General features: G+C 43.5%; 22 protein-coding genes, 16 tRNA genes, 3 rRNA genes and 1 pseudogene. 35 read left to right on the top strand and 7 right to left on the bottom strand.

Going from position 1 to position 26,281, the window contains the following annotated elements; all coding sequences use genetic code 11:
• Window positions 1-17 precede the first annotated feature (17 nt).
• The 10 genes and pseudogenes from fabL to KFQ09_RS05355 all read left to right on the top strand — a co-directional run bounded on the left by fabL (window position 18) and on the right by KFQ09_RS05355 (window position 9,560).
• The gene (gene fabL, locus KFQ09_RS05400) at window positions 18-770 is read left to right on the top strand and encodes an enoyl-[acyl-carrier-protein] reductase FabL (RefSeq protein ID WP_007496726.1); all 753 of its coding nucleotides are present in this window, start codon (window positions 18-20) and stop codon (window positions 768-770) included.
• A gap of 75 nt (window positions 771-845) precedes the next feature.
• Window positions 846-995: pseudogene (locus tag KFQ09_RS05395) on the top strand (gamma-type small acid-soluble spore protein); the annotation flags it as partial.
• A gap of 174 nt (window positions 996-1,169) precedes the next feature.
• Window positions 1,170-1,430: a YgaB family protein gene (locus KFQ09_RS05390; RefSeq protein WP_206116094.1), complete on the top strand. Its 261-nt coding sequence runs from the start codon at window positions 1,170-1,172 to the stop codon at window positions 1,428-1,430.
• Window positions 1,431-1,577: 147 nt separating this feature from the next.
• Window positions 1,578-2,108: a nucleoside tri-diphosphate phosphatase gene (locus KFQ09_RS05385; protein WP_008341956.1), complete on the top strand. Its 531-nt coding sequence runs from the start codon at window positions 1,578-1,580 to the stop codon at window positions 2,106-2,108.
• Between the two features lie 95 nt (window positions 2,109-2,203).
• On the top strand, window positions 2,204-3,946 hold the full coding sequence (locus tag KFQ09_RS05380) for an ABC transporter ATP-binding protein (protein WP_007496730.1): 1,743 nt from the start codon (window positions 2,204-2,206) through the stop codon (window positions 3,944-3,946).
• A gap of 112 nt (window positions 3,947-4,058) precedes the next feature.
• Entirely contained in the window at window positions 4,059-5,081 is a 1,023-nt protein-coding gene (locus KFQ09_RS05375; protein WP_144684891.1) for an ABC transporter ATP-binding protein, read from the top strand.
• Complete coding sequence (locus tag KFQ09_RS05370; RefSeq protein ID WP_081038904.1) at window positions 5,050-6,027, top strand: ABC transporter ATP-binding protein; 978 nt, start codon at window positions 5,050-5,052, stop codon at window positions 6,025-6,027. Before KFQ09_RS05375 ends, KFQ09_RS05370 begins: the two co-directional genes overlap by 32 nt.
• Entirely contained in the window at window positions 6,002-7,582 is a 1,581-nt protein-coding gene (locus KFQ09_RS05365) for an ABC transporter substrate-binding protein (protein WP_255836077.1), read from the top strand. Before KFQ09_RS05370 ends, KFQ09_RS05365 begins: the two co-directional genes overlap by 26 nt.
• A 61-nt stretch (window positions 7,583-7,643) precedes the next feature.
• Window positions 7,644-8,645 (top strand): ABC transporter permease, encoded by a 1,002-nt coding sequence (locus KFQ09_RS05360; protein ID WP_017358852.1) that lies wholly within the window; start codon window positions 7,644-7,646, stop codon window positions 8,643-8,645.
• An 18-nt stretch (window positions 8,646-8,663) separates the two neighbouring features.
• Window positions 8,664-9,560: an ABC transporter permease gene (locus KFQ09_RS05355; protein ID WP_007496739.1), complete on the top strand. Its 897-nt coding sequence runs from the start codon at window positions 8,664-8,666 to the stop codon at window positions 9,558-9,560.
• Window positions 9,561-9,589: 29 nt separating this feature from the next.
• On the opposite strand, the gene KFQ09_RS05350 is transcribed toward KFQ09_RS05355, so the two are convergent.
• Entirely contained in the window at window positions 9,590-10,663 is a 1,074-nt protein-coding gene (locus KFQ09_RS05350; protein WP_025206980.1) for an FUSC family protein, read from the bottom strand.
• A 247-nt stretch (window positions 10,664-10,910) separates the two neighbouring features.
• Window positions 10,911-12,206 carry a glutamate-1-semialdehyde 2,1-aminomutase gene (locus tag KFQ09_RS05345; protein ID WP_008341922.1) on the bottom strand — a complete coding sequence of 432 codons (1,296 nt, stop codon included), beginning with the start codon at window positions 12,204-12,206 and terminating at the stop codon, window positions 10,911-10,913.
• 129 nt (window positions 12,207-12,335) lie between these two features.
• On the opposite strand from KFQ09_RS05345, the gene bcp reads away from it, so the two are divergent.
• Both bcp and perR read left to right on the top strand, forming a co-directional pair.
• The gene (gene bcp, locus KFQ09_RS05340; protein WP_007496746.1) at window positions 12,336-12,803 is read left to right on the top strand and encodes a thioredoxin-dependent thiol peroxidase; all 468 of its coding nucleotides are present in this window, start codon (window positions 12,336-12,338) and stop codon (window positions 12,801-12,803) included.
• 159 nt (window positions 12,804-12,962) lie between these two features.
• On the top strand, window positions 12,963-13,400 hold the full coding sequence (gene perR, locus KFQ09_RS05335) for a peroxide-responsive transcriptional repressor PerR (protein WP_144741174.1): 438 nt from the start codon (window positions 12,963-12,965) through the stop codon (window positions 13,398-13,400).
• 35 nt (window positions 13,401-13,435) lie between these two features.
• Here perR and KFQ09_RS05330 read toward each other — a convergent pair whose 3' ends face one another.
• Window positions 13,436-13,783, bottom strand: coding sequence for a YgzB family protein (locus tag KFQ09_RS05330; RefSeq protein WP_017366887.1), 348 nt, complete (start codon window positions 13,781-13,783; stop codon window positions 13,436-13,438).
• Between the two features lie 189 nt (window positions 13,784-13,972).
• On the opposite strand from KFQ09_RS05330, the gene KFQ09_RS05325 reads away from it, so the two are divergent.
• The 23 genes from KFQ09_RS05325 (at window position 13,973) to KFQ09_RS05215 (ending at window position 24,253) form a co-directional block, all read left to right on the top strand.
• Window positions 13,973-14,851 carry a nucleotidyltransferase-like protein gene (locus KFQ09_RS05325; RefSeq protein WP_060832196.1) on the top strand — a complete coding sequence of 293 codons (879 nt, stop codon included), beginning with the start codon at window positions 13,973-13,975 and terminating at the stop codon, window positions 14,849-14,851.
• 316 nt (window positions 14,852-15,167) lie between these two features.
• A 16S ribosomal RNA gene (locus tag KFQ09_RS05320) occupies window positions 15,168-16,716 on the top strand.
• Window positions 16,717-16,897: 181 nt separating this feature from the next.
• A 23S ribosomal RNA gene (locus KFQ09_RS05315) occupies window positions 16,898-19,828 on the top strand.
• Window positions 19,829-19,938: 110 nt separating this feature from the next.
• Window positions 19,939-20,054, top strand: a 5S ribosomal RNA gene (gene rrf / locus KFQ09_RS05310).
• The 16S, 23S and 5S rRNA genes sit together here with 16 tRNA genes alongside, the layout of an rRNA operon.
• Window positions 20,055-20,063: 9 nt before the next feature.
• Window positions 20,064-20,138: transfer RNA gene (locus tag KFQ09_RS05305), tRNA-Asn, on the top strand.
• A gap of 4 nt (window positions 20,139-20,142) precedes the next feature.
• Window positions 20,143-20,233 (top strand) — tRNA-Ser (locus tag KFQ09_RS05300).
• 17 nt (window positions 20,234-20,250) lie between these two features.
• Window positions 20,251-20,325, top strand: a tRNA-Glu gene (locus KFQ09_RS05295).
• 32 nt (window positions 20,326-20,357) lie between these two features.
• Window positions 20,358-20,433, top strand: a tRNA-Val gene (locus tag KFQ09_RS05290).
• Between the two features lie 15 nt (window positions 20,434-20,448).
• Window positions 20,449-20,525: transfer RNA gene (locus tag KFQ09_RS05285), tRNA-Met, on the top strand.
• A gap of 14 nt (window positions 20,526-20,539) precedes the next feature.
• Window positions 20,540-20,616, top strand: a tRNA-Asp gene (locus KFQ09_RS05280).
• Window positions 20,617-20,635: 19 nt separating this feature from the next.
• Window positions 20,636-20,711 (top strand) — tRNA-Phe (locus KFQ09_RS05275).
• A 6-nt stretch (window positions 20,712-20,717) separates the two neighbouring features.
• A tRNA-Thr gene (locus KFQ09_RS05270) sits at window positions 20,718-20,790 on the top strand.
• 15 nt (window positions 20,791-20,805) lie between these two features.
• A tRNA-Tyr gene (locus KFQ09_RS05265) sits at window positions 20,806-20,890 on the top strand.
• Window positions 20,891-20,903: 13 nt separating this feature from the next.
• A tRNA-Trp gene (locus KFQ09_RS05260) sits at window positions 20,904-20,977 on the top strand.
• Between the two features lie 24 nt (window positions 20,978-21,001).
• A tRNA-His gene (locus tag KFQ09_RS05255) sits at window positions 21,002-21,077 on the top strand.
• Between the two features lie 9 nt (window positions 21,078-21,086).
• Window positions 21,087-21,158: transfer RNA gene (locus tag KFQ09_RS05250), tRNA-Gln, on the top strand.
• A 7-nt stretch (window positions 21,159-21,165) separates the two neighbouring features.
• Window positions 21,166-21,240 (top strand) — tRNA-Gly (locus KFQ09_RS05245).
• Window positions 21,241-21,245: 5 nt separating this feature from the next.
• A tRNA-Cys gene (locus KFQ09_RS05240) sits at window positions 21,246-21,316 on the top strand.
• Window positions 21,317-21,330: 14 nt separating this feature from the next.
• Window positions 21,331-21,419: transfer RNA gene (locus KFQ09_RS05235), tRNA-Leu, on the top strand.
• Window positions 21,420-21,457: 38 nt separating this feature from the next.
• Window positions 21,458-21,539, top strand: a tRNA-Leu gene (locus KFQ09_RS05230).
• Window positions 21,540-21,793: 254 nt separating this feature from the next.
• Window positions 21,794-22,219 (top strand): hypothetical protein, encoded by a 426-nt coding sequence (locus KFQ09_RS05225; protein ID WP_255836076.1) that lies wholly within the window; start codon window positions 21,794-21,796, stop codon window positions 22,217-22,219.
• A gap of 415 nt (window positions 22,220-22,634) precedes the next feature.
• The gene (locus KFQ09_RS05220; RefSeq protein ID WP_035392625.1) at window positions 22,635-23,429 is read left to right on the top strand and encodes a phosphotransferase; all 795 of its coding nucleotides are present in this window, start codon (window positions 22,635-22,637) and stop codon (window positions 23,427-23,429) included.
• A 119-nt stretch (window positions 23,430-23,548) separates the two neighbouring features.
• Entirely contained in the window at window positions 23,549-24,253 is a 705-nt protein-coding gene (locus KFQ09_RS05215; RefSeq protein ID WP_255836075.1) for a hypothetical protein, read from the top strand.
• Between the two features lie 42 nt (window positions 24,254-24,295).
• Here the strand turns inward: KFQ09_RS05215 and KFQ09_RS05210 are convergent, their stop codons facing one another.
• From KFQ09_RS05210 to KFQ09_RS05195, 4 genes are all read right to left on the bottom strand, one after another.
• Window positions 24,296-24,841 (bottom strand): histidine phosphatase family protein, encoded by a 546-nt coding sequence (locus KFQ09_RS05210; protein WP_255836074.1) that lies wholly within the window; start codon window positions 24,839-24,841, stop codon window positions 24,296-24,298.
• A gap of 71 nt (window positions 24,842-24,912) precedes the next feature.
• Window positions 24,913-25,104 (bottom strand): hypothetical protein, encoded by a 192-nt coding sequence (locus tag KFQ09_RS05205; protein ID WP_008349128.1) that lies wholly within the window; start codon window positions 25,102-25,104, stop codon window positions 24,913-24,915.
• A 118-nt stretch (window positions 25,105-25,222) separates the two neighbouring features.
• On the bottom strand, window positions 25,223-25,516 hold the full coding sequence (locus KFQ09_RS05200; protein ID WP_024719925.1) for a hypothetical protein: 294 nt from the start codon (window positions 25,514-25,516) through the stop codon (window positions 25,223-25,225).
• A gap of 64 nt (window positions 25,517-25,580) precedes the next feature.
• Window positions 25,581-26,270, bottom strand: coding sequence for a DUF1963 domain-containing protein (locus KFQ09_RS05195; RefSeq protein ID WP_255836073.1), 690 nt, complete (start codon window positions 26,268-26,270; stop codon window positions 25,581-25,583).
• Window positions 26,271-26,281 lie beyond the last annotated feature (11 nt).

Genomic DNA, 26,281 nt, shown 5'->3' with positions numbered 1-26,281 from the left:
TCAGGAGATGAACCATAATGAACAAGCGTAAATGTGCACTAATTACAGGCAGCAGTAGAGGTGTCGGGAAAGAAGTAGCCCTTCGCCTGGCTGAAAAAGGATATGACATTGTCATTAACTATGCAAGAAGCAAAAAAGCAGCACTTGAAACAGCTGAAGAAATTGAAGCGATGGGTGTTAAAACATTAGTTGTCAAAGCCAACGTTGGTCAGCCAGAGAAAATCAAAGACATGTTCCAGCAAATTGACGAAACGTTTGGCCGTTTAGACGTATTTGTGAACAATGCGGCATCTGGCGTTCAGCGCCCAATCATGGATCTTGAAGAAAATCATTGGGACTGGACCATGAATATCAATGCGAAGGCCTTGTTATTCTGCGGACAAGAAGCAGCCAAATTAATGGAGAAAAACGGCGGCGGACATATCGTCAGCATTAGCTCACTAGGCTCCATCCGCTACCTTGAAAACTACACGGTGGTCGGTGTATCTAAAGCAGCACTAGAAGCGTTGACACGCTACCTATCCGTTGAGTTGTCACAAAAAAATATCGTCGTAAATGCCGTATCAGGCGGCGCCATCGATACAGATGCACTCAAGCACTTCCCGAATCGTGAAGAGCTATTAGAAGACGCTAAGAAAAATACACCAGCAGGCCGTATGGTGGAAATTAAAGACATGGTCGACAGTGTAGAATTCCTTGTATCAGGCAAAGCAGATATGATTAGAGGACAGACGATTATCGTCGATGGCGGACGTTCTTTGCTTGTTTAAAAAAATCATGAATAAGATGTACACCTTCTGCACAAATTAATGTGCGTGGAGGTGATAATGATGGATAAACAACAAAACAAAACAAACGCACAACAAGTGAAAAAACAAAACCAAGCTGCTGCACAAGGCGGTCAATATGGCACTGAATTTGCTAGCGAGACTGACGCACAGCACGTAAAAAAATACAACCAAAAAGCTGAGCAAAACAAACAACAAAACAGCTAATCACTGAAACAAAGGGAAGCACTTCATCTACGAATGAAGTGCTTTTCTTTTTGCCTGTCATCACTATCCGACAAAACCTGTAAAACCTCTACATAAACAGTCAAAGGACTTCTTCCTTCTTTCAAGAAATGGTATAGATACAAAAAGTCGATACGAATGAAAGGGAGGAGTTAGATGTCTGATTTCGATCAGCTTGTCAGAGAACAAATGCAGCTTATGGATCAGCTGCTCGATGTACAAGGAGAACTCGATCTGTACTTAGAGACAGAAAAACGATTGCTGCAAGGTGAAAAAAAGGAAGAGCGGCATAAGCTTCATGATCAAATCAAACAGAAACGAGAGGAACTGCAAAAAGTCCAGACACTATTTACAAAACAGACTAAACAAGTCATCAATTCGTATAAACAAATGGAGAAGAGCTCAACCGTGATGTAAAAGAGTGTGCCGTTCAATTGGGTTGAATGGCTTTTTCATTTCATTTTTTAATGATGTAACGGTATAATATAATAGAGACATGTTTAGTTGGGAAATTAGGTCTTTGGACTGTTAGGTTTGTTTGTTATAGAAAGTAGGGGAGAAAATATGGGCTATCCCAAGGAAGGAGAAACCATCCAAATTCAAAGCTATAAACATAATGGCTTGATCCACAGGATTTGGAATGAAACCACCATTCTGAAAGCAACGGAATTGTGTATCATTGGTGCAAACGATCGAACAATGGTGACTGAATCCGATGGCCGAACATGGATGACAAGAGAACCGGCTATTTGCTATTTTCATGCAAAACAATGGTTTAATGTCATTGGGATGCTTCGAGATGATGGGGTGTATTATTACTGCAACATCAGCTCTCCTTTTGCGACAGATGAAGAGGCGATTAAGTATATTGATTACGACTTAGATGTCAAAGTCTTTCCGGACATGACGTATAATATTTTGGATGAGGATGAATATGCAGATCATAAGAGGCAGATGAATTATCCAAAAGAAATCGATAGTATCTTACGAGAGCATCTAAATACATTACTGCATTGGATTCACCAGCGGAAGGGACCGTTTGCTCCAGAATTTGTGGATATGTGGTATGAACGTTTTTTGCGTTATACAAAATAAGTAACAGCAGCTAAAACCTGTTTGGCTTTTCAAAGCCAACAGGTTTTTGACTGCGTACGGATAAGAGGCACTGATAGATTGGGAAGGAGATTTACATGGGGGTCATAAAACGTTACATGGCTTTTGTAACACCGTATAAAAAACAGATTGCATTGACAATGGTGATCGGAATGATTAAGTTCTCGATTCCCTTAACATTGCCTCTGCTTTTAAAGTATGTCATTGATGATGTGATTCAAGGCTCTGGATCGGCTGAAGAAAAAACATCCACTCTCTTTATTATTATGGGAATCATGCTTGTATTATTTTTAGTGATGAGACCGCCTGTTGAGTACTACAGACAATACTATGCGCAGTGGACAGGCAGTAAAGTATTATTTGATATTCGGGAAAAACTGTTCTCGCACATTCAAAAGTTGAGCCTTCGTTATTACGCCAACACGAGAACAGGGGAAATTATTTCAAGGGTTATCAACGATGTGGAGCAAACAAAGGAATTTGTCATCACAGGGCTTATGAACATTTGGCTTGATTTGATGACCGTCCTGATTGTGATAGCCATTATGTGTACACTGGATCTTAAACTCACCATTGTGTCTGTCATTATTTTTCCGCTGTATGCGTTAGCAGTGAAGTATTTTTACGGACGGCTTCGCAAGCTGACAAAAGAGCGGTCGCAGGCACTGGCTGAGGTACAAGGGCACCTGCATGAGCGAGTACAAGGAATGCCTGTCATTCGCAGCTTTGCGATTGAAGAATACGAACAAGAGAATTTTCACGATGAAAATAAAAATTTCTTAAACAAAGCGATCAATCATACGAATTGGAATGCCAAAACATTCGCCGTCGTCAATACGATCACAGACATTGCGCCGCTGCTCATCATTGCTTTTGCTGGCTATACCGTCATTAACGGGTCGCTTTCAATTGGGACAATGATTGCCTTTGTTGGCTACATTGACCGGATGTACAACCCGATTCGTCGCCTCATTAACTCATCGACGACGTTAACTCAGTCAGTAGCATCAATGGATCGTATTTTTGAGTTTATTGATGAACCGTATGAAGTAACAGACAAGCCGAATGCAAAAGAAGCCAATCACTTAAAAGGTGAGGTAGAATTTAAAGATGTGTCGTTCCGTTACGAACATACACAGGAAGAGATTTTACACAATATCTCCTTGAAAGTAGAAAAAGGTCAAACCGTTGCGCTTGTAGGAATGAGCGGCGGAGGGAAATCGACACTCGTCAGCCTAATTCCAAGATTTTATGATGTCACAAGCGGATCACTCGAAATTGACGGCATTGATATTAAAGAGTACAAGGCAAGAAGCCTGCGTAATCAAGTCGGGATGGTGCTCCAAGATACATTTTTATTCAGTGACACCATTAAAGAAAATATCGCTGTGGGAGACCCGGAAGCATCCTTTGAGAAAATTGTGTCGGCTGCCAAAGCGGCTAATGCGCATGATTTTATCATGTCTCTTCCTGAAGGATATGACACGAAAGTAGGAGAACGTGGCGTAAAGCTATCAGGCGGTCAAAAACAACGAATTTCAATTGCAAGGGTATTTCTTAAAAATCCACCGCTGCTTATTTTAGACGAAGCGACGTCTGCACTTGATTTAGAAAGTGAACATTACATTCAAGAAGCGATGCAAAAGCTGGCAAAAGATCGCACAACTTTTATAGTTGCGCACCGTTTATCAACGATTACACATGCGGACCTCATTGTGGTCATGGAACAAGGCGAGATTGTGGAAAAAGGAACACATGAAGAATTAATGAACCGAGACAGCCACTATCGCCATCTATTTACCATTCAAACATTAAATTAGTAGAAGCCTATCCGATTCTAGCGGATAGGCTTTTTTATGCTTGTCAAAAACATGACATATTTCCCAGCTTGTCTCAATACAATTTTAAAAAGTATGACGGGGTGGTGAAGATGTGAAAGAACAAGAAGTATTGCTAGATGTCAAACAGCTGTCCATTGCCTTTCAGCAAAAAAAGCAGAGAGTGCCGATCGTTCATGACATCTCATTCTCTATTCAAAAAGGAGAAACCTTAGGTATTGTGGGCGAATCTGGCTGCGGGAAAAGCATCACATCGATGTCTTTAATGGGGCTGAATCACCAAACAGAAACAACAGGTCACATACAATTTGAAGGTCAAAACCTGCTGTCACTGTCGGAGAAACAATGGCGAGAGGTCAGAGGGAATGACATCTCAATGATTTTTCAGGAACCCATGACTTCTCTCAATCCACTCATGACCATCGGCAAGCAAATGACAGAAGCCCTTTTTACACATCAGACTATCAGCCAAAAAGAAGCAAAAGTGAAGGCAGTAGATTTGCTTCAAACGGTAGGCCTGAAACAAGCAGCGTCATTACTCAAAAAATATCCACATGAACTATCGGGCGGCATGCGTCAGCGTGTGATGATTGCGATGGCGATGCTGTGTCACCCAAAGCTCATGATTGCAGATGAACCAACGACTGCACTTGATGTCACCATCCAAGCACAAATTCTTCGTTTGCTCAAAAAGTTAAATGAAGAGATGGACACCGCTATTTTATTTATTACTCATGATTTAGGCGTCGTGCGGCAAATATGCCAGCGTGTCATGATTATGTATGCCGGTCGAATCGTAGAAGAAGGAACCGTTGACCGTATTTTTCAAAAACCTCTGCATCCCTACACGAAAGGTCTTTTCGCCTCTGTTCCATCATTTAAAGAGAAAAAAGAAAAACTCATGTCTATTCCGGGTCATGTACCTAAGCCAGGAGCTATTCGGTCCGGCTGTCAATTTGCACCACGCTGTCCATATCAAATGACGCAATGTCTTGAAAAAGACCCATCTTTACAATCCATTTCACACAATCACCGCGTCGCATGTTTTCTAATGGAAGGAGGAGAAGACACTGAATCACCCACTGCTGCAAGTGAATCAACTGACGAAGCGTTATGACACATCGGCATTTTTTTCTAATCACAAACAGACGACTTTGGCTTTAAATCAAGTGTCCTTTCACGTGAAAGAAGGAGAGACGCTCGGCATTGTGGGCGAATCTGGCTGCGGGAAATCCACCCTTGGCAAAAGCTTAATGAGATTAATCGAACCGACTTCTGGCTCAATCCAAATGAAAGGAAAAGAAGTGACGCTTCTGAAAGAACGAGACATGCGTTCCTTCAGAAAAGACATTCAAATGATTTTCCAAGATCCATACGCTTCCTTAAATCCACGAATGAAAATCAAAGACATTTTAGAAGAACCGCTCATTGTTCATAAACATGGAACAAAAGCAGAAAGACAAAAGCGGGTGAAAGAGATGCTGCACATTGTTGGGTTTGACCCATCCTATGGAGACCGTTATGCGCACCAATTCAGCGGAGGTCAGAGGCAGCGTATTGGAATTGCTAGGGCGCTAATTACTCATCCAAGTCTTGTGATTGCCGATGAGCCAGTTTCCGCTTTAGATGTATCGGTTCAAGCGCAAATATTGAATTTAATGCTCGAATTGCAAAAGACGCTTTCTCTGACGTACTTGTTTATTTCTCACGATCTAGGCGTTGTCAAGTATATGAGCGACCGAATTGCAGTGATGTACGCTGGCCGTATTGTAGAAATGGGTCCAGCGGAGGACGTATTTCACAAGCCGCTTCATCCTTATACATCGCTTCTTCTGAAATCCATTCCACATATGGATCACGTGCTGGAAACGCAGGATGTGTCAGCGGAAGAATCCACCCCGGTGTCAGAAGATGGCTGTCCTTTCTATAAAAGATGTCCAAAAAGGTGGGCGCAATGCTTGCAAGCTGTTCCGCCTTTGTATGAGGAGGAAACAGGTCATGCAGCTGCGTGTTATTTATATCAAAAGGAGGAACACAATGAAGAAGACATGGTTATTCAGTAGTTTCATTTTTGTGCTGGCACTTGCGTTATTTTTAGGGGGCTGTTCATCTTCATCAACATCAGAAGAAAAAGCCACAAAAGATACTCTCGTATTCGGTAGAGGAGGAGACTCTACATCACTTGATCCGATTACAACAACAGAAGGCGAAACCTTCAAGGTCACAGAGAATATGTTTGAAAAACTTTTGAATTACGGTGAAAAAGACACGACCATCCATCCGGGCCTCGCAACAGAATGGGATGTTGCGAAGGACGGAAAATCGTACACGTTCTACTTAAGAGAAGGTGTGAAATTTCACGATGGTACAGACTTTAATGCAGAAGCAGTAAAATTCAACTTTGACCGCTGGATGAATGGAGATGCCGAAAAATTTCCTTACTACGGCATGTTTGGCGGCTATAAAAAAGATAAAGGGCATGTCATTAAAGACATCATCGTCAAAGGAGAGCATGAAATTGAATTTCAACTCAAACGCCCGCAAGCAACATTTCTGAAAAACATCGCCATGTCACCATTTGGTATCGCTAGTCCTGCAGCAGTTGAAAAAAGCGGTGATTCATTTAGAGAAAACCCAGTGGGCACAGGACCATTTAAGTTTAAAGAATGGAAGCAGAACGACCGTATTGTCTTAGAAAAGAACGAAGATTACTGGCAAAAAGATAAACCAAAACTGAAACAAATCATCTTCCGCTCTATTCCTGAAAACTCTGCTCGTTTAAATGCGCTTAAAACAGGCGAAATCGACTTAATGGATGGCGTCAATCCGTCCGATTTAGATGGCATTAAAACAGACAAAGCGTTGATTGAAAGACCATCCATGAACGTAGGTTATATCGGGTTGACAGTGACTAGAAAGCCGCTTGATAACAAGTTGGTTCGTCAGGCACTCAATTATGCAGTTGATAAAGAATCAATCATCGAGTCGTTTTATGGAGGGCTTGCTGAACCAGCAAAAAATCCACTTCCTCCGTCATTAGAAGGCTACAATGACGAGATTGAGCCATATCCATATGATCCGGAAAAAGCAAAAGAACTATTGAAAGAGGCAGGCTTCCCTGACGGTTTTCGCATCAAGCTTTGGGCAATGCCTGTGCCGCGTCCATATATGCCAGACGGGATGAAGGTAGCTGAAGTCATTCAGTCAAACTTTGAAAAAGTTGGTGTCAAAGCCGAAATCGTCACATATGATTGGGCGACTTATTTAGATAAAGCAAGTAAAGGCGAAGCAGATGTGTTCTTATTAGGATGGACAGGGGACAATGGCGATCCTGATAATTTCATCTATACATTATTAGATAAAGACAGTATTGGCGGTAACAACTATACATTCTTCCAAAACGATAAAATGCATGACATCCTCATTGAAGCGCAGACCGATACGGATCAAAAGAAGCGAAATGAATTATATCAAGAAGCTCAAGAAATCATTCATGATGAAGCGCCTTGGATTCCATTAGTCCATTCAATTCCAATGCTTGCAGCATCTAAAGATTTAAAAGGCTACCAGCCGCATCCGACTGGTTCCGAAGCATTGACTGACGTATATTTCGAATAAGCAAATAAGGGAGATCGTTCGATCTCCCTTATCCAAACAATGAAAAGGCGGTGAAAGCTGTTTGTTTGCTTATTGTATGAAGCGAGCAGGAATGCTCATTCCAGTACTGATCGGAATGACCTTAGTTGTATTTTCTATTATTCGGTTTATCCCTGGAAATCCGGCGCAGGTCATCTTAGGACAGCGGGCAACGAAAGAAGCAGTAGAGCAATTGACGATTCAGCTTGGTTTAGACCAGCCGTGGTACGTACAATATGGTCACTACATGCTGGGGCTTTTAAAAGGCGATCTAGGGACTTCCATACGAACAGGAGCGGCTATTGCCCAGGAAATGAAGCCTTACTTATTTGCTACATTAGAATTGACTTTCTTCGCTATGTTGCTGGCGATTATTGTCGGTGTGAATGCCGGAATCATTAGTGCGTGGTTTAAACATTCTTTCTTTGATTATGTGGCCATGTTTATTGCGCTCATTGGGGTGTCCATGCCGATTTTCTGGTTAGGCTTAATGGGACAGTGGCTATTCTCGATTGAATTAGGTATTTTGCCGACTACAGGACGAGAAAACGTCAGAAATCCGGTAGAGTCGATCACCTATATCCATACGCTGGACACGATTTTGCAAGGACGATTTGATCAATTTTTTGACAGCATCAAGCATTTAATTTTACCAAGTACCGCTCTCGCAACGATTCCTGCTGCGATTATTGCAAGGATTACGAGGGCAAGTATGCTGGAAGTTCTTCATTCAGATTTTATTCGAACAGCAAAAGCAAAAGGGGTACGTTCATTTTTCATCATTTATCAGCATGGGCTGAAAAATGCGCTCATTCCGATTTTAACGATTATTGGTCTTCAAACAGGTCTCTTGCTAGGCGGAGCCATTTTAACAGAAACGATCTTTGCTTGGCCGGGAATTGGGCGGTATATTTACGATGCCATTAGCTATCGTGATTATCCTGTCATTCAAACTGGCATTCTTGTTGTTGCGCTCATATTTGTGCTGATCAATTTCATTGTGGATATCTTGTATGCAGTCATTGATCCGAGGATTAAATACTAGAGAAGGGAGAGTGACGACATGGAAGCGCAAAAAGAGCTTCAAGCACCTAAACAAAAGGAAGAACGCTCTCAATCACTGATTCTTGAATCGATGAAACTGTTCTTTCAGCACAAGCTGGCGGTCATTGGCACTGTGATTGTCTTTTTATTTCTGATCCTAGCAATCTTTGCACCGCTCATTGCTCCTTATGGAATCAACGAGCAGTCGCTAGGCGAACGATTTAGTGCCCCTTCAGCTGCGCATTGGTTTGGTACGGATGATTTCGGGAGAGACATATTTTCTAGAGTCGTGCATGGAGCTCGGATTTCATTATGGGTGGGTTTCTTCTCCGTTCTCGGGTCGGTTATTTTAGGGACATTGCTTGGATTGATGGCAGGTTACGGCGGTAGATTACTGGATGCTGTCATCTCAAGACTATTTGATATTTTACTCGCTTTTCCTAGCATTCTATTAGCGATTGCGATCGTTTCCATCTTAGGCCCTTCCTTACAAAATGCCCTTATTGCCATAGCGATTATTAACGTCCCCACATTTGGCCGGCTCGTTCGTTCAAAGGTGCTGAGCATTAAGCAAGAAGAATACGTCTTAGCAGCAAAGGCAGTCGGGATGTCACACCGCCGCATCGTTCTTCGTCACATACTGCCAAATAGTATGGTGCCGGTGATCGTTCAGGCGACGCTTGCGATTGGTACAGCCATTATCGAAGCGGCGGCTTTAGGATTTTTAGGATTAGGTGCACAAGCGCCAAGTCCAGAGTGGGGGAAAATGCTTGCAGATGCGAGACCTTATCTCGTACAAGCGCCATGGACTTTATTTTTCCCGGGGATTGCGATCATGCTGACGGTTCTTGGCTTTAACTTGATGGGAGATGGATTAAGAGACACCCTTGATCCTAAAATGAAGAAAATAAAATAAGACCGATTCTAAGAATCGGTCTTTTCTATTTAAGCTTCTTTTTCTTCTGTCTCAATCTCACTATCTTTTGGGTGATACGTTTGGAAGCTTGTAATCAAAGTATCTAGATGCTCCAATTCATCACGGTATTCAATAATACTCGACATCACATTCAGCATATTGTAATCCAGCAAGTCGTTTTCTTGATTTTGCTGGTGCTGAATAAATGATTTTGTTAATGCTTCAAGACGAAGAGAGCATTCATTCTGAAAATCATCGTCCTGCGGTTTCATTTTTCCAACAAACTTCATCAAGGTACGTTCATGCCAATACAGTAAATAATCGATCTCATCTGTTAAGCTCTCTCTGAAATGCTCTGGCATCAAATGAATTTCATTTTCTAACTTATGAAGCTTTTTCAGCAAGTACAGCGCTCGATTAGACGTCATGATTGCCTGTCTGAATAAAACAAGCTTTCTAGATTTGACATAAGTTGTTTTCTTTAAATAGCTTCGTTCTTCTTTGTATAACAAGTAAATGTGATCTAATTTGATCATGCGTTCTTTTATTTGATCGATGTCATCCTTTAAAGTGGAATGATCAGTAGACTGTCTGGAGCTCAGACGGATCCATTTTAAAATCTCCTCCGTATTTTCCATAATGTGATGAACAAGCTTTGTTTCATACTTTGGCGGCAGGAAAATCAAATTCACTAAAAATGAAGAAAGTACGCCTAACACCACAGTTGCTGTTCGAATTAAGGCAAAGGAAAGGAAATGATCCCCTGCACTTTCTAAAATCGCGATGACGGTTACGAGTGCAATCGGAATCGTGTGTTCAATCTTCAGCTTTAAATTAATCGCAATGACCATGACGGCAGTTAAGCCGATGATGACGGGTCCTGTGCCAAAAAGCAGACCGAACGTAATGGCAAGTGCTGCTCCAATAATATTGGCTTGCACTTGATCAACAATCGTTAAAAATGATCGATAAATAGATGGCTGGATAGCAAATACAGCTGCAATTCCCGCGAAGACGGGTGTCGGCAACCCAAGCCATGTTGCCAGGTAAAGCGCGAGTACAATGGCAATACCAGTTTTTAAAATACGGGCTCCAAGTTTCATTGGTTTTGTCCCTGCATTCCTTTCTTTTCGATAATAGATGACCACTTGTCATATATCATAAATATTTTGATGAAACAACTAAGTAATATACAGCGGTCTTCCGAAATATTCAAGTGATTTTTGAAAGTTCATGAAAACATCAAAAGAAGGTATTGAGAAAAAATGTAACAGATTCACTCGCTTTTGACAATCAAGAGCTGGTAAATAAAAAAACAGACGCATGAATTTACATCTGTTTTTCTCTTAATTATGATTGTTTCAGTTGTTCAAACGCATGATCTACTGCTTTTAGCGTTTCAGAAATATCATTTTCAGTATGTGCAATGGTTAAGAACCACGCTTCATATTTAGAAGGAGCGAGGTTAATACCTTGTGCGAGCATGAATTTAAAGAAACGGGCGAACATTTCACCATCCGTATTTTCAGCCTGCTCGTAGTTCACAATCGTTTCCTTTGTAAAATAAATGGTGAGAGCACCTTTTAAGCGATTCACTGTAATATCTACTTGATGTTTTTTTGCGTGGGCTAAAATTCCCTCTTCTAACATGGCCCCGAGCTGATCCAGACGTTCGTAGACTCCGTCTTCTTTTAACACTTCCAAGCATGCAATACCAGAAAGGATGGAGGCGGGATTTCCTGCCATCGTACCAGCTTGGTAGGCTGGTCCAAGCGGGGCGACTTGCTCCATAATTTCTTTTTTGCCGCCGTAAGCGCCGATTGGAAGACCGCCGCCGATAATTTTACCTAATGCAGTGAGGTCAGGTTTTACTTGAAGCAAGTCCTGTGCACCACCATACATAAAGCGGAAAGCTGTAATGACTTCATCATAGATGACTAGAGCCCCTTTTTCATGAGTCAGGTCATTCACCTGCTGCAGGAAACCGTCTTTAGGCTCTACGATGCCAAAGTTCCCGACAATTGGCTCAACAAGAACAGCTGCTACTTCATCACCCCAGCGGTCTAATGCTTCTTTGTAGCTGTCTATATCGTTGAATGGAACGGTAATGACTTCATTTGCAATACTTTTAGGCACGCCCGCTGAATCTGGTGTTCCTAAAGTGGAAGGTCCAGAGCCAGCCGCAACTAGCACAAGATCAGAATGACCGTGGTAACATCCGGCAAACTTAATGATCTTTGTTCTGCCTGTATAAGCGCGAGCGACACGGATTGTCGTCATCACAGCTTCTGTCCCTGAATTGACAAAACGAACTTTGTCCAAAGCAGGCATCGCTTCCTTCAGCATCTTAGCAAAAGTGACTTCATGCTTCGTTGGTGTTCCGTAAAGGACACCCGTCTCGGCTGCTTTCGTGATGGCTTTTGTAATATGAGGATGAGCATGTCCCGTAATAATTGGACCGTATGCTGCCAAATAGTCGATATAACGGTTTCCGTCAACATCCCAAAAATAAGCGCCTTCGCCTTTTTCCATTGCAACAGGTGACCCGCCGCCCACTGCTTTATATGAACGAGATGGGCTGTTAACCCCTCCAACAATATGCTCCAGCGCCTCTTGATGTAATTTTTCTGATTCGGTGAATTTCATAAATAGCCTCCTATCTCAACGTATCACGTCGTCTATCATTATTTTAACATGCCGATGCAAGCGTCCTTAGTTGAATATCTTCTCGAAATTGGATAGGCTAATGAAAAAATAGGTTGGAGGGATTGTATCATGACAATCGAAGTGGGGCAGCAAGTACCTGATATTGAATTACTCGGTGATAATGGAGAGAAAGTAAAGCTCTCTGATTTTAAAGGGAAACACATTGTCCTTTATTTTTATCCAAAAGATATGACGCCGGGGTGCACAACGGAAGCTTGTGATTTCCGTGACCGCCATCAAAGCTTTGCGGAATTAGATGCTGTGATCATCGGCGTAAGCCCAGACGGTCAAGACAAGCACCAAAAGTTTAAAGAAAAACATGACTTACCTTTCCTGCTTCTTGTCGATGACGAACAAAAATTGTCTGAAGCTTTCGGTGTATGGAAGCTGAAAAAGAACTTTGGTAAGGAATACATGGGAATTGAACGCTCAACGTTTCTTATTAATAAAGAAGGAAAACTTGTGAAAGAGTGGCGTAAAGTAAAGGTGAAAGATCATGTGGAAGAAGCGCTTGAGGAACTGAAAGCTCACGCTTAATCTGTTGACGTGATGAGATCGGCAGTCGTGCCGGTCTTTTTTGTATTGAAGAATAGGTAAAAAAGAGGATTGTAATTGACAAAGTTTCGGCTCTGGGGGTACACTATTTATAAAGATTATAATATAAGAATATTTTTGAAAAGAGAGGTGCATGATGAAATGGCTGCTCACGAACTAAAAGACGCTTTAGATGCTCTAAAAGAAACCGGTGTTCGAATTACTCCGCAGCGCCATGCCATCTTGGAGTTTCTCGTAAATTCTATGACACACCCAACCGCGGACGATATATATAAGGCACTTGAAGGGAAATTTCCTAATATGAGTGTAGCAACGGTTTACAACAATTTACGAGTCTTCCGGGAATCTGGATTAGTAAAAGAATTAACGTATGGGGATTCCTCAAGCCGATTTGACTTTGCGACATCTGACCATTACCATGCGATTTGTGAAAACTGCGGAAAGATCGTTGACTTTCACTATCCTGGCCTTGATGAAGTAGAACAGCTTGCATCCCATGTGACAGGCTTTATAGTAAGTCATCATCGCTTGGAGATCTATGGCACTTGTCAAGAATGTGCAAAAAAAGAAAATCATTAATGAAAAAGCTGACCAGTTGAATGGTCAGCTTATTTTTATGACTTTTTTCGATTGTAGGATTCATCAAACTCTTTACCCTCTAATGCTGGATCAAGTGTAAGCGGTTCTCGGCAATGCATGCACATATCCACTCGTCCGAGCACCTTTGTTTCCTTCTCACAGCCTGGACAAATTACTCGTACAGCCTTTGTAGAAAGCATACCGATCCAAAAGTAAACGGCTGTACTCAATCCAATCGATAACACGCCGAGTAGCATAAAGAAGGTCGACAGCCAGACCGATTCCTTGAAGAACACACCGATATACATGATCAAAAAACCAACAAAAACCAAACTAAGTGCAAATGTTCTGATTTTATTAATCTTACTGGAGTATTTCGCCATCCCTAGTCCCCCTTATCTCCAATATAGCACATTTTACCTTTCTGTTTGAATTAGTTATAGAGTTTTGTGAATAAATTGCTTATAATGATTCAATGATCTTTTTTCATGTATTGAAGGAATTTTGATTCTATGAGGAGAAATACATAGCATTAGAGAAGAACCTTACACCCGAGTATTGGAGGAATCACTATGGAAAATCTTCTCCGTCCTATTTATCAAGAGAGAGCAAGTCATCCAGATACATTAGCTGTGATTATAGTAGAAAGAAGACATAAAGTATCTTCTGAGACGGATAACTTTGATGCAGCGCTTCTAGTCATCGTAAAGGATGCGGAAGAACCGTTATTTATTAAGCACTATGAATCCTGTCACCAAACAGCTTCTTTAAATGTTGTCACAGATGATCAGTTGAAGGAATGGATTACCTTAGGTACCAACAGACGGATTATTGATTGGATTTTAAACGGAAAAGTCCTGTTTGATCGAAATGAATATATTTTCAACTTGATTGATGAACTGAGTACATTCCCGTTTTCTAACCGCAAGCTCAAAATTGGTTTAGAATATGGCAAGCTCATTCGCAGATATATAGAAGGAAAAGCATTTTTTGAATCAAATCAATTCCTCGATGCATATAATTCCATTGTGCATGCCCTGCATCATCTGGCGCGTATTGAAGTGATTGATAAAGGCTTCCACCCAGAAGTGACCGTTTGGAACCAAGTACGTCATATGGAGCCGGAAGTATATAAACTTTATTCAGAGTTGATTGAAAGCCACGAAAGTCTTCATAAACGGTTAGAACTTTTATTCCTAGCGAATGATTTCTTGATTCATTCAAAAGCAGAAATTGGTGCGGCTCATTTGCGTCAAGTCATGGAACAGCAGGAAATTTGGCTGTTTGGCGAGCTTCTTGCACATCCTGATCTCAAGCATTTCACACCTGATCTTAGTGTGATGATTGATTTCTTTGTGGAAAAAGGAATTGTGCTAGTAGAGCCAATTGAGACGAAGGGGCAAAAAATCTATCACCGAGGATATTTTGTTAAAAAAGATATTGACGCATGAATATTATGATGGTATATTATTAAACGTCGCTAATGAGCAACCGAGTTGCTTTGAAAGAAAAGCGGACAAAAAGAAATTCAGAAAAACACTTGACGCACACGGTGCTCAAATGTTATATTAAGAAAGTCGCCTCTGAGCGACAATGAAGATGATCTTTGAAAACTAAACAAGACAAAACGTACCTGTTAATTCGAGTTTTTATAAAAAAATCCTATGATACATCATAGGTAGTCAGTCAGACTGACGAGGCAGGAAATGATCACATGCTAAGTTCGCTACATCGTGTAGCAACGCATGTGTGATATGCATCCTGCATACCTCGGAGAGTTTGATCCTGGCTCAGGACGAACGCTGGCGGCGTGCCTAATACATGCAAGTCGAGCGGACAGAAGGGAGCTTGCTCCCGGATGTTAGCGGCGGACGGGTGAGTAACACGTGGGTAACCTGCCTGTAAGACTGGGATAACTCCGGGAAACCGGAGCTAATACCGGATAGTTCCTTGAACCGCATGGTTCAAGGATGAAAGACGGTTTCGGCTGTCACTTACAGATGGACCCGCGGCGCATTAGCTAGTTGGTGAGGTAACGGCTCACCAAGGCGACGATGCGTAGCCGACCTGAGAGGGTGATCGGCCACACTGGGACTGAGACACGGCCCAGACTCCTACGGGAGGCAGCAGTAGGGAATCTTCCGCAATGGACGAAAGTCTGACGGAGCAACGCCGCGTGAGTGATGAAGGTTTTCGGATCGTAAAGCTCTGTTGTTAGGGAAGAACAAGTGCAAGAGTAACTGCTTGCACCTTGACGGTACCTAACCAGAAAGCCACGGCTAACTACGTGCCAGCAGCCGCGGTAATACGTAGGTGGCAAGCGTTGTCCGGAATTATTGGGCGTAAAGGGCTCGCAGGCGGTTTCTTAAGTCTGATGTGAAAGCCCCCGGCTCAACCGGGGAGGGTCATTGGAAACTGGGAAACTTGAGTGCAGAAGAGGAGAGTGGAATTCCACGTGTAGCGGTGAAATGCGTAGAGATGTGGAGGAACACCAGTGGCGAAGGCGACTCTCTGGTCTGTAACTGACGCTGAGGAGCGAAAGCGTGGGGAGCGAACAGGATTAGATACCCTGGTAGTCCACGCCGTAAACGATGAGTGCTAAGTGTTAGGGGGTTTCCGCCCCTTAGTGCTGCAGCTAACGCATTAAGCACTCCGCCTGGGGAGTACGGTCGCAAGACTGAAACTCAAAGGAATTGACGGGGGCCCGCACAAGCGGTGGAGCATGTGGTTTAATTCGAAGCAACGCGAAGAACCTTACCAGGTCTTGACATCCTCTGACAACCCTAGAGATAGGGCTTTCCCTTCGGGGACAGAGTGACAGGTGGTGCATGGTTGTCGTCAGCTCGTGTCGTGAGATGTTGGGTTAAGTCCCGCAACGAGCGCAACCCTTGATCTTAGTTGCCAGCATTCAGTTGGGCACTCTAAGGTGACTGCCGGTGACAAACCGGAGGAAGGTGGGGATGACGTCAAATCATCATGCCCCTTATGACCTGGGCTACACACGTGCTACAATGGACAGAACAAAGGGCTGCGAGACCGCAAGGTTTAGCCAATCCCACAAATCTGTTCTCAGTTCGGATCGCAGTCTGCAACTCGACTGCGTGAAGCTGGAATCGCTAGTAATCGCGGATCAGCATGCCGCGGTGAATACGTTCCCGGGCCTTGTACACACCGCCCGTCACACCACGAGAGTTTGCAACACCCGAAGTCGGTGAGGTAACCTTTATGGAGCCAGCCGCCGAAGGTGGGGCAGATGATTGGGGTGAAGTCGTAACAAGGTAGCCGTATCGGAAGGTGCGGCTGGATCACCTCCTTTCTAAGGATATATGGAGCAGCGTGCGTTTTCGTCTTGTTTAGTTTTGAAGGATCATTCCTTCAAACATGTCTCTAGCGAGACAGGATTGTTCTTTGAAAACTAGATAACAATAAGTAATACATTCACATTGAATGCAATGCAAAGTTCATCACACATAGTGATTCTTTCTAAAGTAAGAAATGGTTAAGTTAGAAAGGGCGCACGGTGGATGCCTTGGCACTAGGAGCCGATGAAGGACGGGACGAACACCGATATGCTTCGGGGAGCTGTAAGCAAGCTTTGATCCGGAGATTTCCGAATGGGGAAACCCACTGCTCGTAATGGAGTAGTATCCATACTTGAATACATAGAGTATGAGAAGGCATACCCGGGGAACTGAAACATCTAAGTACCCGGAGGAAGAGAAAGCAAATGCGATTCCCTGAGTAGCGGCGAGCGAAACGGGAACAGCCCAAACCAAGAGGCTTGCCTCTTGGGGTTGTAGGACACTCTATACGGAGTTACAAAGGAACGATATAAGCGAAGAGGTCTGGAAAGGCCCGCCAAAGAAGGTAACAGCCCTGTAACTGAAATGTTGTTCTCTCCAGAGTGGATCCTGAGTACGGCGGAACACGTGAAATTCCGTCGGAATCCGGGAGGACCATCTCCCAAGGCTAAATACTCCCTAGTGACCGATAGTGAACCAGTACCGTGAGGGAAAGGTGAAAAGCACCCCGGAAGGGGAGTGAAATAGATCCTGAAACCGTGTGCCTACAAGTAGTCAGAGCCCGTTAACGGGTGATGGCGTGCCTTTTGTAGAATGAACCGGCGAGTTACGATCCCGTGCAAGGTTAAGCAGAAGATGCGGAGCCGCAGCGAAAGCGAGTCTGAATAGGGCGCATGAGTACGTGGTCGTAGACCCGAAACCAGGTGATCTACCCATGTCCAGGGTGAAGTTCAGGTAACACTGAATGGAGGCCCGAACCCACGCACGTTGAAAAGTGCGGGGATGAGGTGTGGGTAGGGGTGAAATGCCAATCGAACCTGGAGATAGCTGGTTCTCTCCGAAATAGCTTTAGGGCTAGCCTCAAGGTAAGAGTCTCGGAGGTAGAGCACTGATTGGACTAGGGGCCCCTACCGGGTTACCGAATTCAGTCAAACTCCGAATGCCGATGACTTATCCTTGGGAGTCAGACTGCGAGTGATAAGATCCGTAGTCGAAAGGGAAACAGCCCAGACCGCCAGCTAAGGTCCCAAAGTATACGTTAAGTGGAAAAGGATGTGGAGTTGCTTAGACAACCAGGATGTTGGCTTAGAAGCAGCCACCATTTAAAGAGTGCGTAATAGCTCACTGGTCGAGTGACTCTGCGCCGAAAATGTACCGGGGCTAAACGTATCACCGAAGCTGCGGACTGTTCTTACGAACAGTGGTAGGAGAGCGTTCTAAGTGCAGTGAAGTCAGACCGGAAGGACTGGTGGAGCGCTTAGAAGTGAGAATGCCGGTATGAGTAGCGAAAGACGGGTGAGAATCCCGTCCACCGAATGCCTAAGGTTTCCTGAGGAAGGCTCGTCCGCTCAGGGTTAGTCGGGACCTAAGCCGAGGCCGAAAGGCGTAGGCGATGGACAACAGGTTGATATTCCTGTACCACCTCCTCACCATTTGAGCAATGGGGGGACGCAGGAGGATAGGGTAAGCGCGGTATTGGATATCCGCGTCCAAGCAGTTAGGCTGGGAAATAGGCAAATCCGTTTCCCGTGAAGGCTGAGCTGTGATGGCGAGCGAAATTTAGTAGCGAAGTTCCTGATTCCACACTGCCAAGAAAAGCCTCTAGCGAGGTGAGAGGTGCCCGTACCGCAAACCGACACAGGTAGGCGAGGAGAGAATCCTAAGGTGATCGAGAGAACTCTCGTTAAGGAACTCGGCAAAATGACCCCGTAACTTCGGGAGAAGGGGTGCTTCTTAGGGTGTTAAAGCCCCGAGAAGCCGCAGTGAATAGGCCCAGGCGACTGTTTAGCAAAAACACAGGTCTCTGCGAAGCCGTAAGGCGAAGTATAGGGGCTGACGCCTGCCCGGTGCTGGAAGGTTAAGAGGAGCGCTTAGCGTAAGCGAAGGTGCGAATTGAAGCCCCAGTAAACGGCGGCCGTAACTATAACGGTCCTAAGGTAGCGAAATTCCTTGTCGGGTAAGTTCCGACCCGCACGAAAGGCGCAACGATCTGGGCACTGTCTCAACGAGAGACTCGGTGAAATTATAGTACCTGTGAAGATGCAGGTTACCCGCGACAGGACGGAAAGACCCCGTGGAGCTTTACTGCAGCCTGATATTGAATGTTGGTACAGCTTGTACAGGATAGGTAGGAGCCTTGGAAACCGGAGCGCTAGCTTCGGTGGAGGCATCGGTGGGATACTACCCTGGCTGTATTGACCTTCTAACCCGCTGCCCTTATCGGGCAGGGAGACAGTGTCAGGTGGGCAGTTTGACTGGGGCGGTCGCCTCCTAAAATGTAACGGAGGCGCCCAAAGGTTCCCTCAGAATGGTTGGAAATCATTCGCAGAGTGTAAAGGCACAAGGGAGCTTGACTGCGAGACCTACAAGTCGAGCAGGGACGAAAGTCGGGCTTAGTGATCCGGTGGTTCCGCATGGAAGGGCCATCGCTCAACGGATAAAAGCTACCCCGGGGATAACAGGCTTATCTCCCCCAAGAGTCCACATCGACGGGGAGGTTTGGCACCTCGATGTCGGCTCATCGCATCCTGGGGCTGTAGTCGGTCCCAAGGGTTGGGCTGTTCGCCCATTAAAGCGGTACGCGAGCTGGGTTCAGAACGTCGTGAGACAGTTCGGTCCCTATCCGTCGCGGGCGCAGGAAATTTGAGAGGAGCTGTCCTTAGTACGAGAGGACCGGGATGGACGCACCGCTGGTGTACCAGTTGTTCTGCCAAGGGCATCGCTGGGTAGCTATGTGCGGACGGGATAAGTGCTGAAAGCATCTAAGCATGAAGCCCCCCTCAAGATGAGATTTCCCATTCCGCAAGGAAGTAAGATCCCTGAAAGATGATCAGGTTGATAGGTCTGAGGTGGAAGCGTGGTGACACGTGGAGCTGACAGATACTAATAGATCGAGGACTTAACCTATATTCTAATGTGAAGCATGAACATTGTTATCTAGTTTTGAGAGAACATTTTTTGAAATATCTCTTGATTTATTTGTAATACATAGTATAATATCTTTTGTCACTAAATTGTCTGGTGATGATGGCGAAGAGGTCACACCCGTTCCCATACCGAACACGGAAGTTAAGCTCTTCAGCGCCGATGGTAGTTGGGGGTTTCCCCCTGTGAGAGTAGGACATCGCCAGGCTTTCTTCATTCCGCAGTAGCTCAGTGGTAGAGCTATCGGCTGTTAACCGATCGGTCGTAGGTTCGAATCCTACCTGCGGAGCCAATTTGGAGAGCTGTCCGAGTGGCCGAAGGAGCACGATTGGAAATCGTGTAGGCGGTAACCCCGTCTCAAGGGTTCGAATCCCTTGCTCTCCGCCACAATTTACATAATAAAGGGCCCGTTGGTCAAGCGGTTAAGACACCGCCCTTTCACGGCGGTAACACGGGTTCGAATCCCGTACGGGTCACCATTTTTATAGAAATACATACCAGCATTTTATTCGGAGGATTAGCTCAGCTGGGAGAGCATCTGCCTTACAAGCAGAGGGTCGGCGGTTCGAGCCCGTCATCCTCCACCATATCTTTTATATCGTCGCGGGGTGGAGCAGTTCGGTAGCTCGTCGGGCTCATAACCCGAAGGTCGCAGGTTCAAATCCTGCCCCCGCAACCAAATTTCTCTTTATTGGTCCGGTAGTTCAGTTGGTTAGAATGCCTGCCTGTCACGCAGGAGGTCGCGGGTTCGAGTCCCGTCCGGACCGCCATTTTTTAAAAAGAATATTTGGCTCGGTAGCTCAGTTGGTAGAGCAACGGACTGAAAATCCGTGTGTCGGCGGTTCGATTCCGTCCCGAGCCACCACTATTTGCCGGTGTAGCTCAATTGGTAGAGCAACTGACTTGTAATCAGTAGGTTGGGGGTTCAAGTCCTCTTGCCGGCACTGTTTTTCAAATGTGGAGGGGTAGCGAAGTGGCTAAACGCGGCGGACTGTAAATCCGCTCCCTCCGGGTTCGGCGGTTCGAATCCGCCCCCCTCCACCATTTTTATTTTCATAGGGGCATAGTTTAACGGTAGAACAGAGGTCTCCAAAACCTCCGGTGTGGGTTCGATTCCTACTGCCCCTGCCAATTATATGATTCATAACATTTATGGCGGTTGTGGCGAAGTGGTTAACGCACCAGATTGTGGCTCTGGCACTCGTGGGTTCGATTCCCATCAATCGCCCCATTTTATTATTGGGCTATAGCCAAGCGGTAAGGCAACGGACTTTGACTCCGTCATGCGTTGGTTCGAATCCAGCTAGCCCAGTTGATATGCGGAAGTAGTTCAGTGGTAGAACACCACCTTGCCAAGGTGGGGGTCGCGGGTTCGAATCCCGTCTTCCGCTCCAATTATGGCGGCATAGCCAAGTGGTAAGGCAGAGGTCTGCAAAACCTTTATCCCCGGTTCAAATCCGGGTGTCGCCTTTTTTGAAAAGACTGCCGGGGTGGTGGAATTGGCAGACACACAGGACTTAAAATCCTGCGGTAGGTGACTACCGTGCCGGTTCAAGTCCGGCCCTCGGCACCATTTTTTATTTATTATAAGTTGCGCTCTTTAATGATCATGCCGGTGTGGCGGAATTGGCAGACGCGCACGACTCAAAATCGTGTTCCTCACGGAGTGCCGGTTCGACCCCGGCCACCGGTATCTAGTTTTAGATATTCTTTATTATCATCAATTACAGAAGAATTAAAGAATATTAACGTTTAAAACGTCTTTCTACAAATTGTAGGAGGGCTTTTTTTATTTGTTGTTTACCTGATTTTTCACACGAAAAAATTACTTCAAATTGTGTTCAAAGGAGATTAACTTTTACTTTATTGATGGTTACCTTATGATTAAACTAAAGGGGCAGGACAATTGAAGATGGATTGGATCAATTGTACATAGGAGGTGTTGTAATGATTACGGTTAAAAATGCTGAAAGTTATCTTAAAGATAGCATCGGTGAAGATACCGATGAGATAAATAAGGTTTGGGAAACATTTAAGGCTTTTTCAAAGGAGACCGTTGAGGGCAAAGAAGATAAAGAAATTTTATTTCAGTGTGGTGTCTATGATTTTACAGGAGAGGAACTATTTCATCTTGATTTTGTACGTCAGTTTACAATTTATGAAGAAGATGATTATTCTCACATGGAACAACTGCACTGTGAATTTTTATTTAAACCAACAAGCGAGTTAAAAAAGTTAAAGGTAGTAGAAGAATGGTCAATGGATTATGACGATATAGATCATTTTTTTCATCATATTGAAAGTATTCATGAGTTTAAAATTCCTTTGACTTTAAAGCCGATAAAATTAGCAATATATCAAGAAGAACTTTAATTCTTATTTCATTAACAGGTGCTTTACTTTAAGAGGGTATACCTTGCCTTTTTGGAATCATTTATCACGGAGTGTCGGTTCGACTCCGGCCACCGGTATCTATTAAAAGTTTGGTTTTTACCGTGAACCCAACGTTTCACCCTCGTGGTGAAACGTTATTTTGTGGTTTAAATGAGTTATTTAGATGAAAATAGAATCCTATTAGAACAGAATGAGCATGTACTACTTTTAACAGAATAAACTTTAGATGATTTGCAACATTTGGTACGATACATTTAACCATATAAGGAAACAGAATGGATTGGCGCATTCACATAAAACAGTGAATTACCTTTGTGTAACTAAATGAATATTTGTGGGTACATACACATCTTTAGCTTGCATCATCATTGTGACCCAGTTTGGGGGAGAATTTATGAAAAAACAAAATGATCATGAAGAGTTATTGACAGGTGGAAATGTCTCCAACGTATATCGTTCAGGAGATACGGTTCGCAGAGAGGTAAAGTCAGACAATATGAATATACAAAAGCTGCTAAAGCATTTAGAAAAAAAGAATTTCTCCTATGCTCCAACGTTTTTGGGGGTTGATGAAAAAGGTAGAGAGATCTTGTCCTTCATTGAAGGTGAGGCCGGTCATGATCCCTTAAAAGAATACATGTACTCTCACAATGCTTTAAAAGAAATAGCGAAAATGCTTAGACTGTACCATGATGCTGTTTGTGATTTTCCCATTTCAGACGATTGGGAACGAATGGACAATACGCCTAACAACATAGAGGTTGTGTGCCATAATGATTTTGCGATGTACAATATTATTTTCAAAAATAAAAAGCCAGTGGGAATCATTGATTTTGATGTAGCTGCCCCTGGTCCAAGGCTTTGGGATATTGCATATACTCTCTATACATGTGTCCCTCTCAGTAGGTTTTTTCGTACTGAAACAGGGGAGGTCGTAAATTATCATACATTAGAGCATGCAGCCCATATAAAGTATAGAGTCAAACTGTTTTTTGAAGCTTATGGTGAGGAAATACCAGAAGATTATGTGGACATGGTGTTGCTGCGTTTAGAAGGTTTATGTCAATACATGAAGCGAAAAGCGAGTGAAGGGGATAGAGCCTTTCAAAAAATGATTCATGACGGGCACCTTGAACATTATCAAAAAGACATACAATTCATTCATGAACACAGAAAAGAATGGATTTGAGGATGCCAAGGGTTTTATAAAAGAAAAAGGACAACTCATCTTTTTACTAGTTTCATGTGGATGTTACAATTGGTTATAATAGTTCAATAAAATGAATGTAAAGAGGCGGAGTTGTTATCTTGCAAATGAAGACGATATTACAGACTATTATTGAAGATGAGCGATCACATGATTATCCGCTTTTTAGACAGTACTGTGTAAGGAAAGAACAGGGTCTGCGTAAAGATGCGTTAAAGGTTCTTCAGTCTTTTGTTAAAGAGATGAATAAGAACGAATTTACAGCACGGCGTTCATTTGTTGTTTGGCTGTTTGATTACATTGAACGTTTTGAGGATGGTCATCATTTGCTTGTGTATCCATTGGTACATGGGGTGATCCACCCTGTTCTTCGAGAGTGGGAAAATATTGATCCAATGGATGTGAGACCGTATCGCTGGCAAGGCTTGTTTGTGCATCAGGGGGAAGGGCTGCCCTATTTATTGAAGGCATTAGAGATGGGAGGCAGCAAAGAGCAGCGAGTGATTGTTCAAATTTGCGAAACCTATTTCTCGGCTTTGTGGTATTCGTTTCATCATATACATGAAGATCTTTATTTAAGCACCTATGAGAAAGATCATGAGCGAATTCAAGGGATTCAAGATGTCATGAAACTGATCGAAGATAAAAATGTTCAAAGCAATGTTGAAAAACTAGCAGTCTACTATAACCAGCTTTTATCGGACTGGAAGGAATTTCAGCAGACGGAGACAAGAGGCTTTGTGAAATGGTGTGCGGATCGTAAAAAGCCCTATGAGTGGGTACAGACATTTTACTATAATCAATAGTTGTTTTTCATAAGAAAAAGGCTGGGGTCAACCCTGCCTTTTTTATTTATGCCATATTCTTTCTATTTCTACATGGTCTGCTTTAAAATATTTCAGGATGTAGACATCTGGATTGCTTAGTTGTTCCCACTCCTTGAATCCAATTGCGGGATCGGCGTGTTTTAGAAGCAGGCTCATAATATTGCCATGAGTGGCGAATAAAGTATGATCTCTTCCTAATTTTATTTGTTCATAGAGTGCCTCTACAATACGATTCATCGCTTCTTGGCTCGACTCTCCGCCTTCACAGGTCATATGCATGTCCGAAAAACTGAGCTTTAGTTTTTCATACCAATCTTCCATTGGTTGACTGCTTAACCTACGTTCAGAGAGACGTTTGTCAATTTGTACCTTTATCTGTTTGGCATGAGCAAGGGGCTCAGCGGTTTGAATCGCTCGTTTATAAGGACTTGAGATGATCTGGTTGAGCTGAATGCCGGAAAAAAGCTGTGCGAGTTCATGCGATTGTGTGATGCCTTGAGGCGTTAAAGACGCATCCTCGGATTGTCCATCTGCTTGACAGTGTCTGACGAAATAATATGTCTTCATAGGGGGTACACCTTCCTCTAAGTATAAAAAAATCATCCAATATTGGATGAGGGTTCACGAAAGTTTAGGTTCTATTTGTTCGTGTCTGCTTCTTTGTATGGATCTATGAGTTTTGAGGTTAGGTCTAAGTTGAACAAAAAATCATCTACGGTGTCTGTGCCAAAGGGAAGAGTGGAAAAGTTAATTGGGATGCTGTCTTCTTGCGTATCTGAAGTAATCGGCTGTTTGTGCTGCTTTTTTCTCCAGTTCTTAAACAAGCGCATGTGAGGCCCCCTTTTCTAAAAAAAAGTTGGATTTATACATAATATACGGGGAGAGTTGTCCGAGCGTCAATTGTTTTCTTCAAAAGGATTTATTACATTTGTACGGAAAGAGCCACAGCTAAGTGCGGATCTTCCCGTGTTTTGACATGGCACGGTGTATGGCTTGTTGTACCTTTCGTTCGCATCTGATGTTGTATGGCTTCTTATGGAGTTTACTCGTCTTAAATTGACCAATTACACGGCGGACTCCTTGATCATAAATGATCAGCTCTCTGCTCGTTTGATCACTTAATAACGCTTGAAACCAGCTGTATTTTTTTAGCTGTGCTGCATTCCGTGATATATCATCTTCATCTACCTGTAAAAAAGGGATATACAGAGCAAGATTGAAGATGTCTAAAATGAATCCCATATCACTGACCCCCTTCATATCGTTTATTACGTTTAGAAAGGGGAATGGTTCCTTTCAATTGGTTTTAAAAACAATCCCAGTGCATGAACCATTCTTTATTTTCTTTGTCGTAATAGAAATACATCGTCCCGTTATCACCAATCATGAACCGAGGTTTTTCTTCTGATGCGATTTGCAGCATGAATTCTCCTGACATCTGGTGGGGAGGAGATTGGATGTAAGCTCCGTATCCACCGATTTTTGTAAACGAGTAGTTTGAGTAATGCTCGAAGAAATGATCTGTCGCTTCTTCACTTTCATTAACCTCTGATAAGTCAACGTATGACCAAGCTTCCTCCCAGCATGGATAATCCGGTTGTTCCCCTTCGAGCCACTCTATCTGGAAAGGTTTCATTCCTTTCACGTCTTCAGGGGGCTCAGCGATTTCTAATCCTTCCATTGATGAATATTCAATGAGTTTCCAGCCCTCACCGTTTTTGGCGATATCGATCGGAAGGGTTTTCTTGTTGATGAAAATTTGAATCATCTTACATTCATCAAAGCCGTTCATTCCCCCTGGTACTTCGGGTAAATACATTTGTAAAATGGGAATCATAGCTCCATCTTGATCTGCCGGCCACCCTTTATCACGTTGGATGAAAAAATGACCAGCAAACCAGCTGTACTTAGATGGATCAGGGCGAAACCCGCCTATTTTGGCTACAATAGGAGTTTTTCCTAGTTGATTTAATTCGTCAAAAGCTTTGATCTTCATTTATCCATCCC

This window comes from Bacillus sp. FS02, assembly GCF_024398395.1.
GTDB lineage: Bacteria > Bacillota > Bacilli > Bacillales > Bacillaceae > Bacillus > Bacillus altitudinis.
The sequence above is the reverse complement of the archived record's forward strand: the minus strand, read 5'-3'. Positions and strand labels throughout refer to the sequence as shown.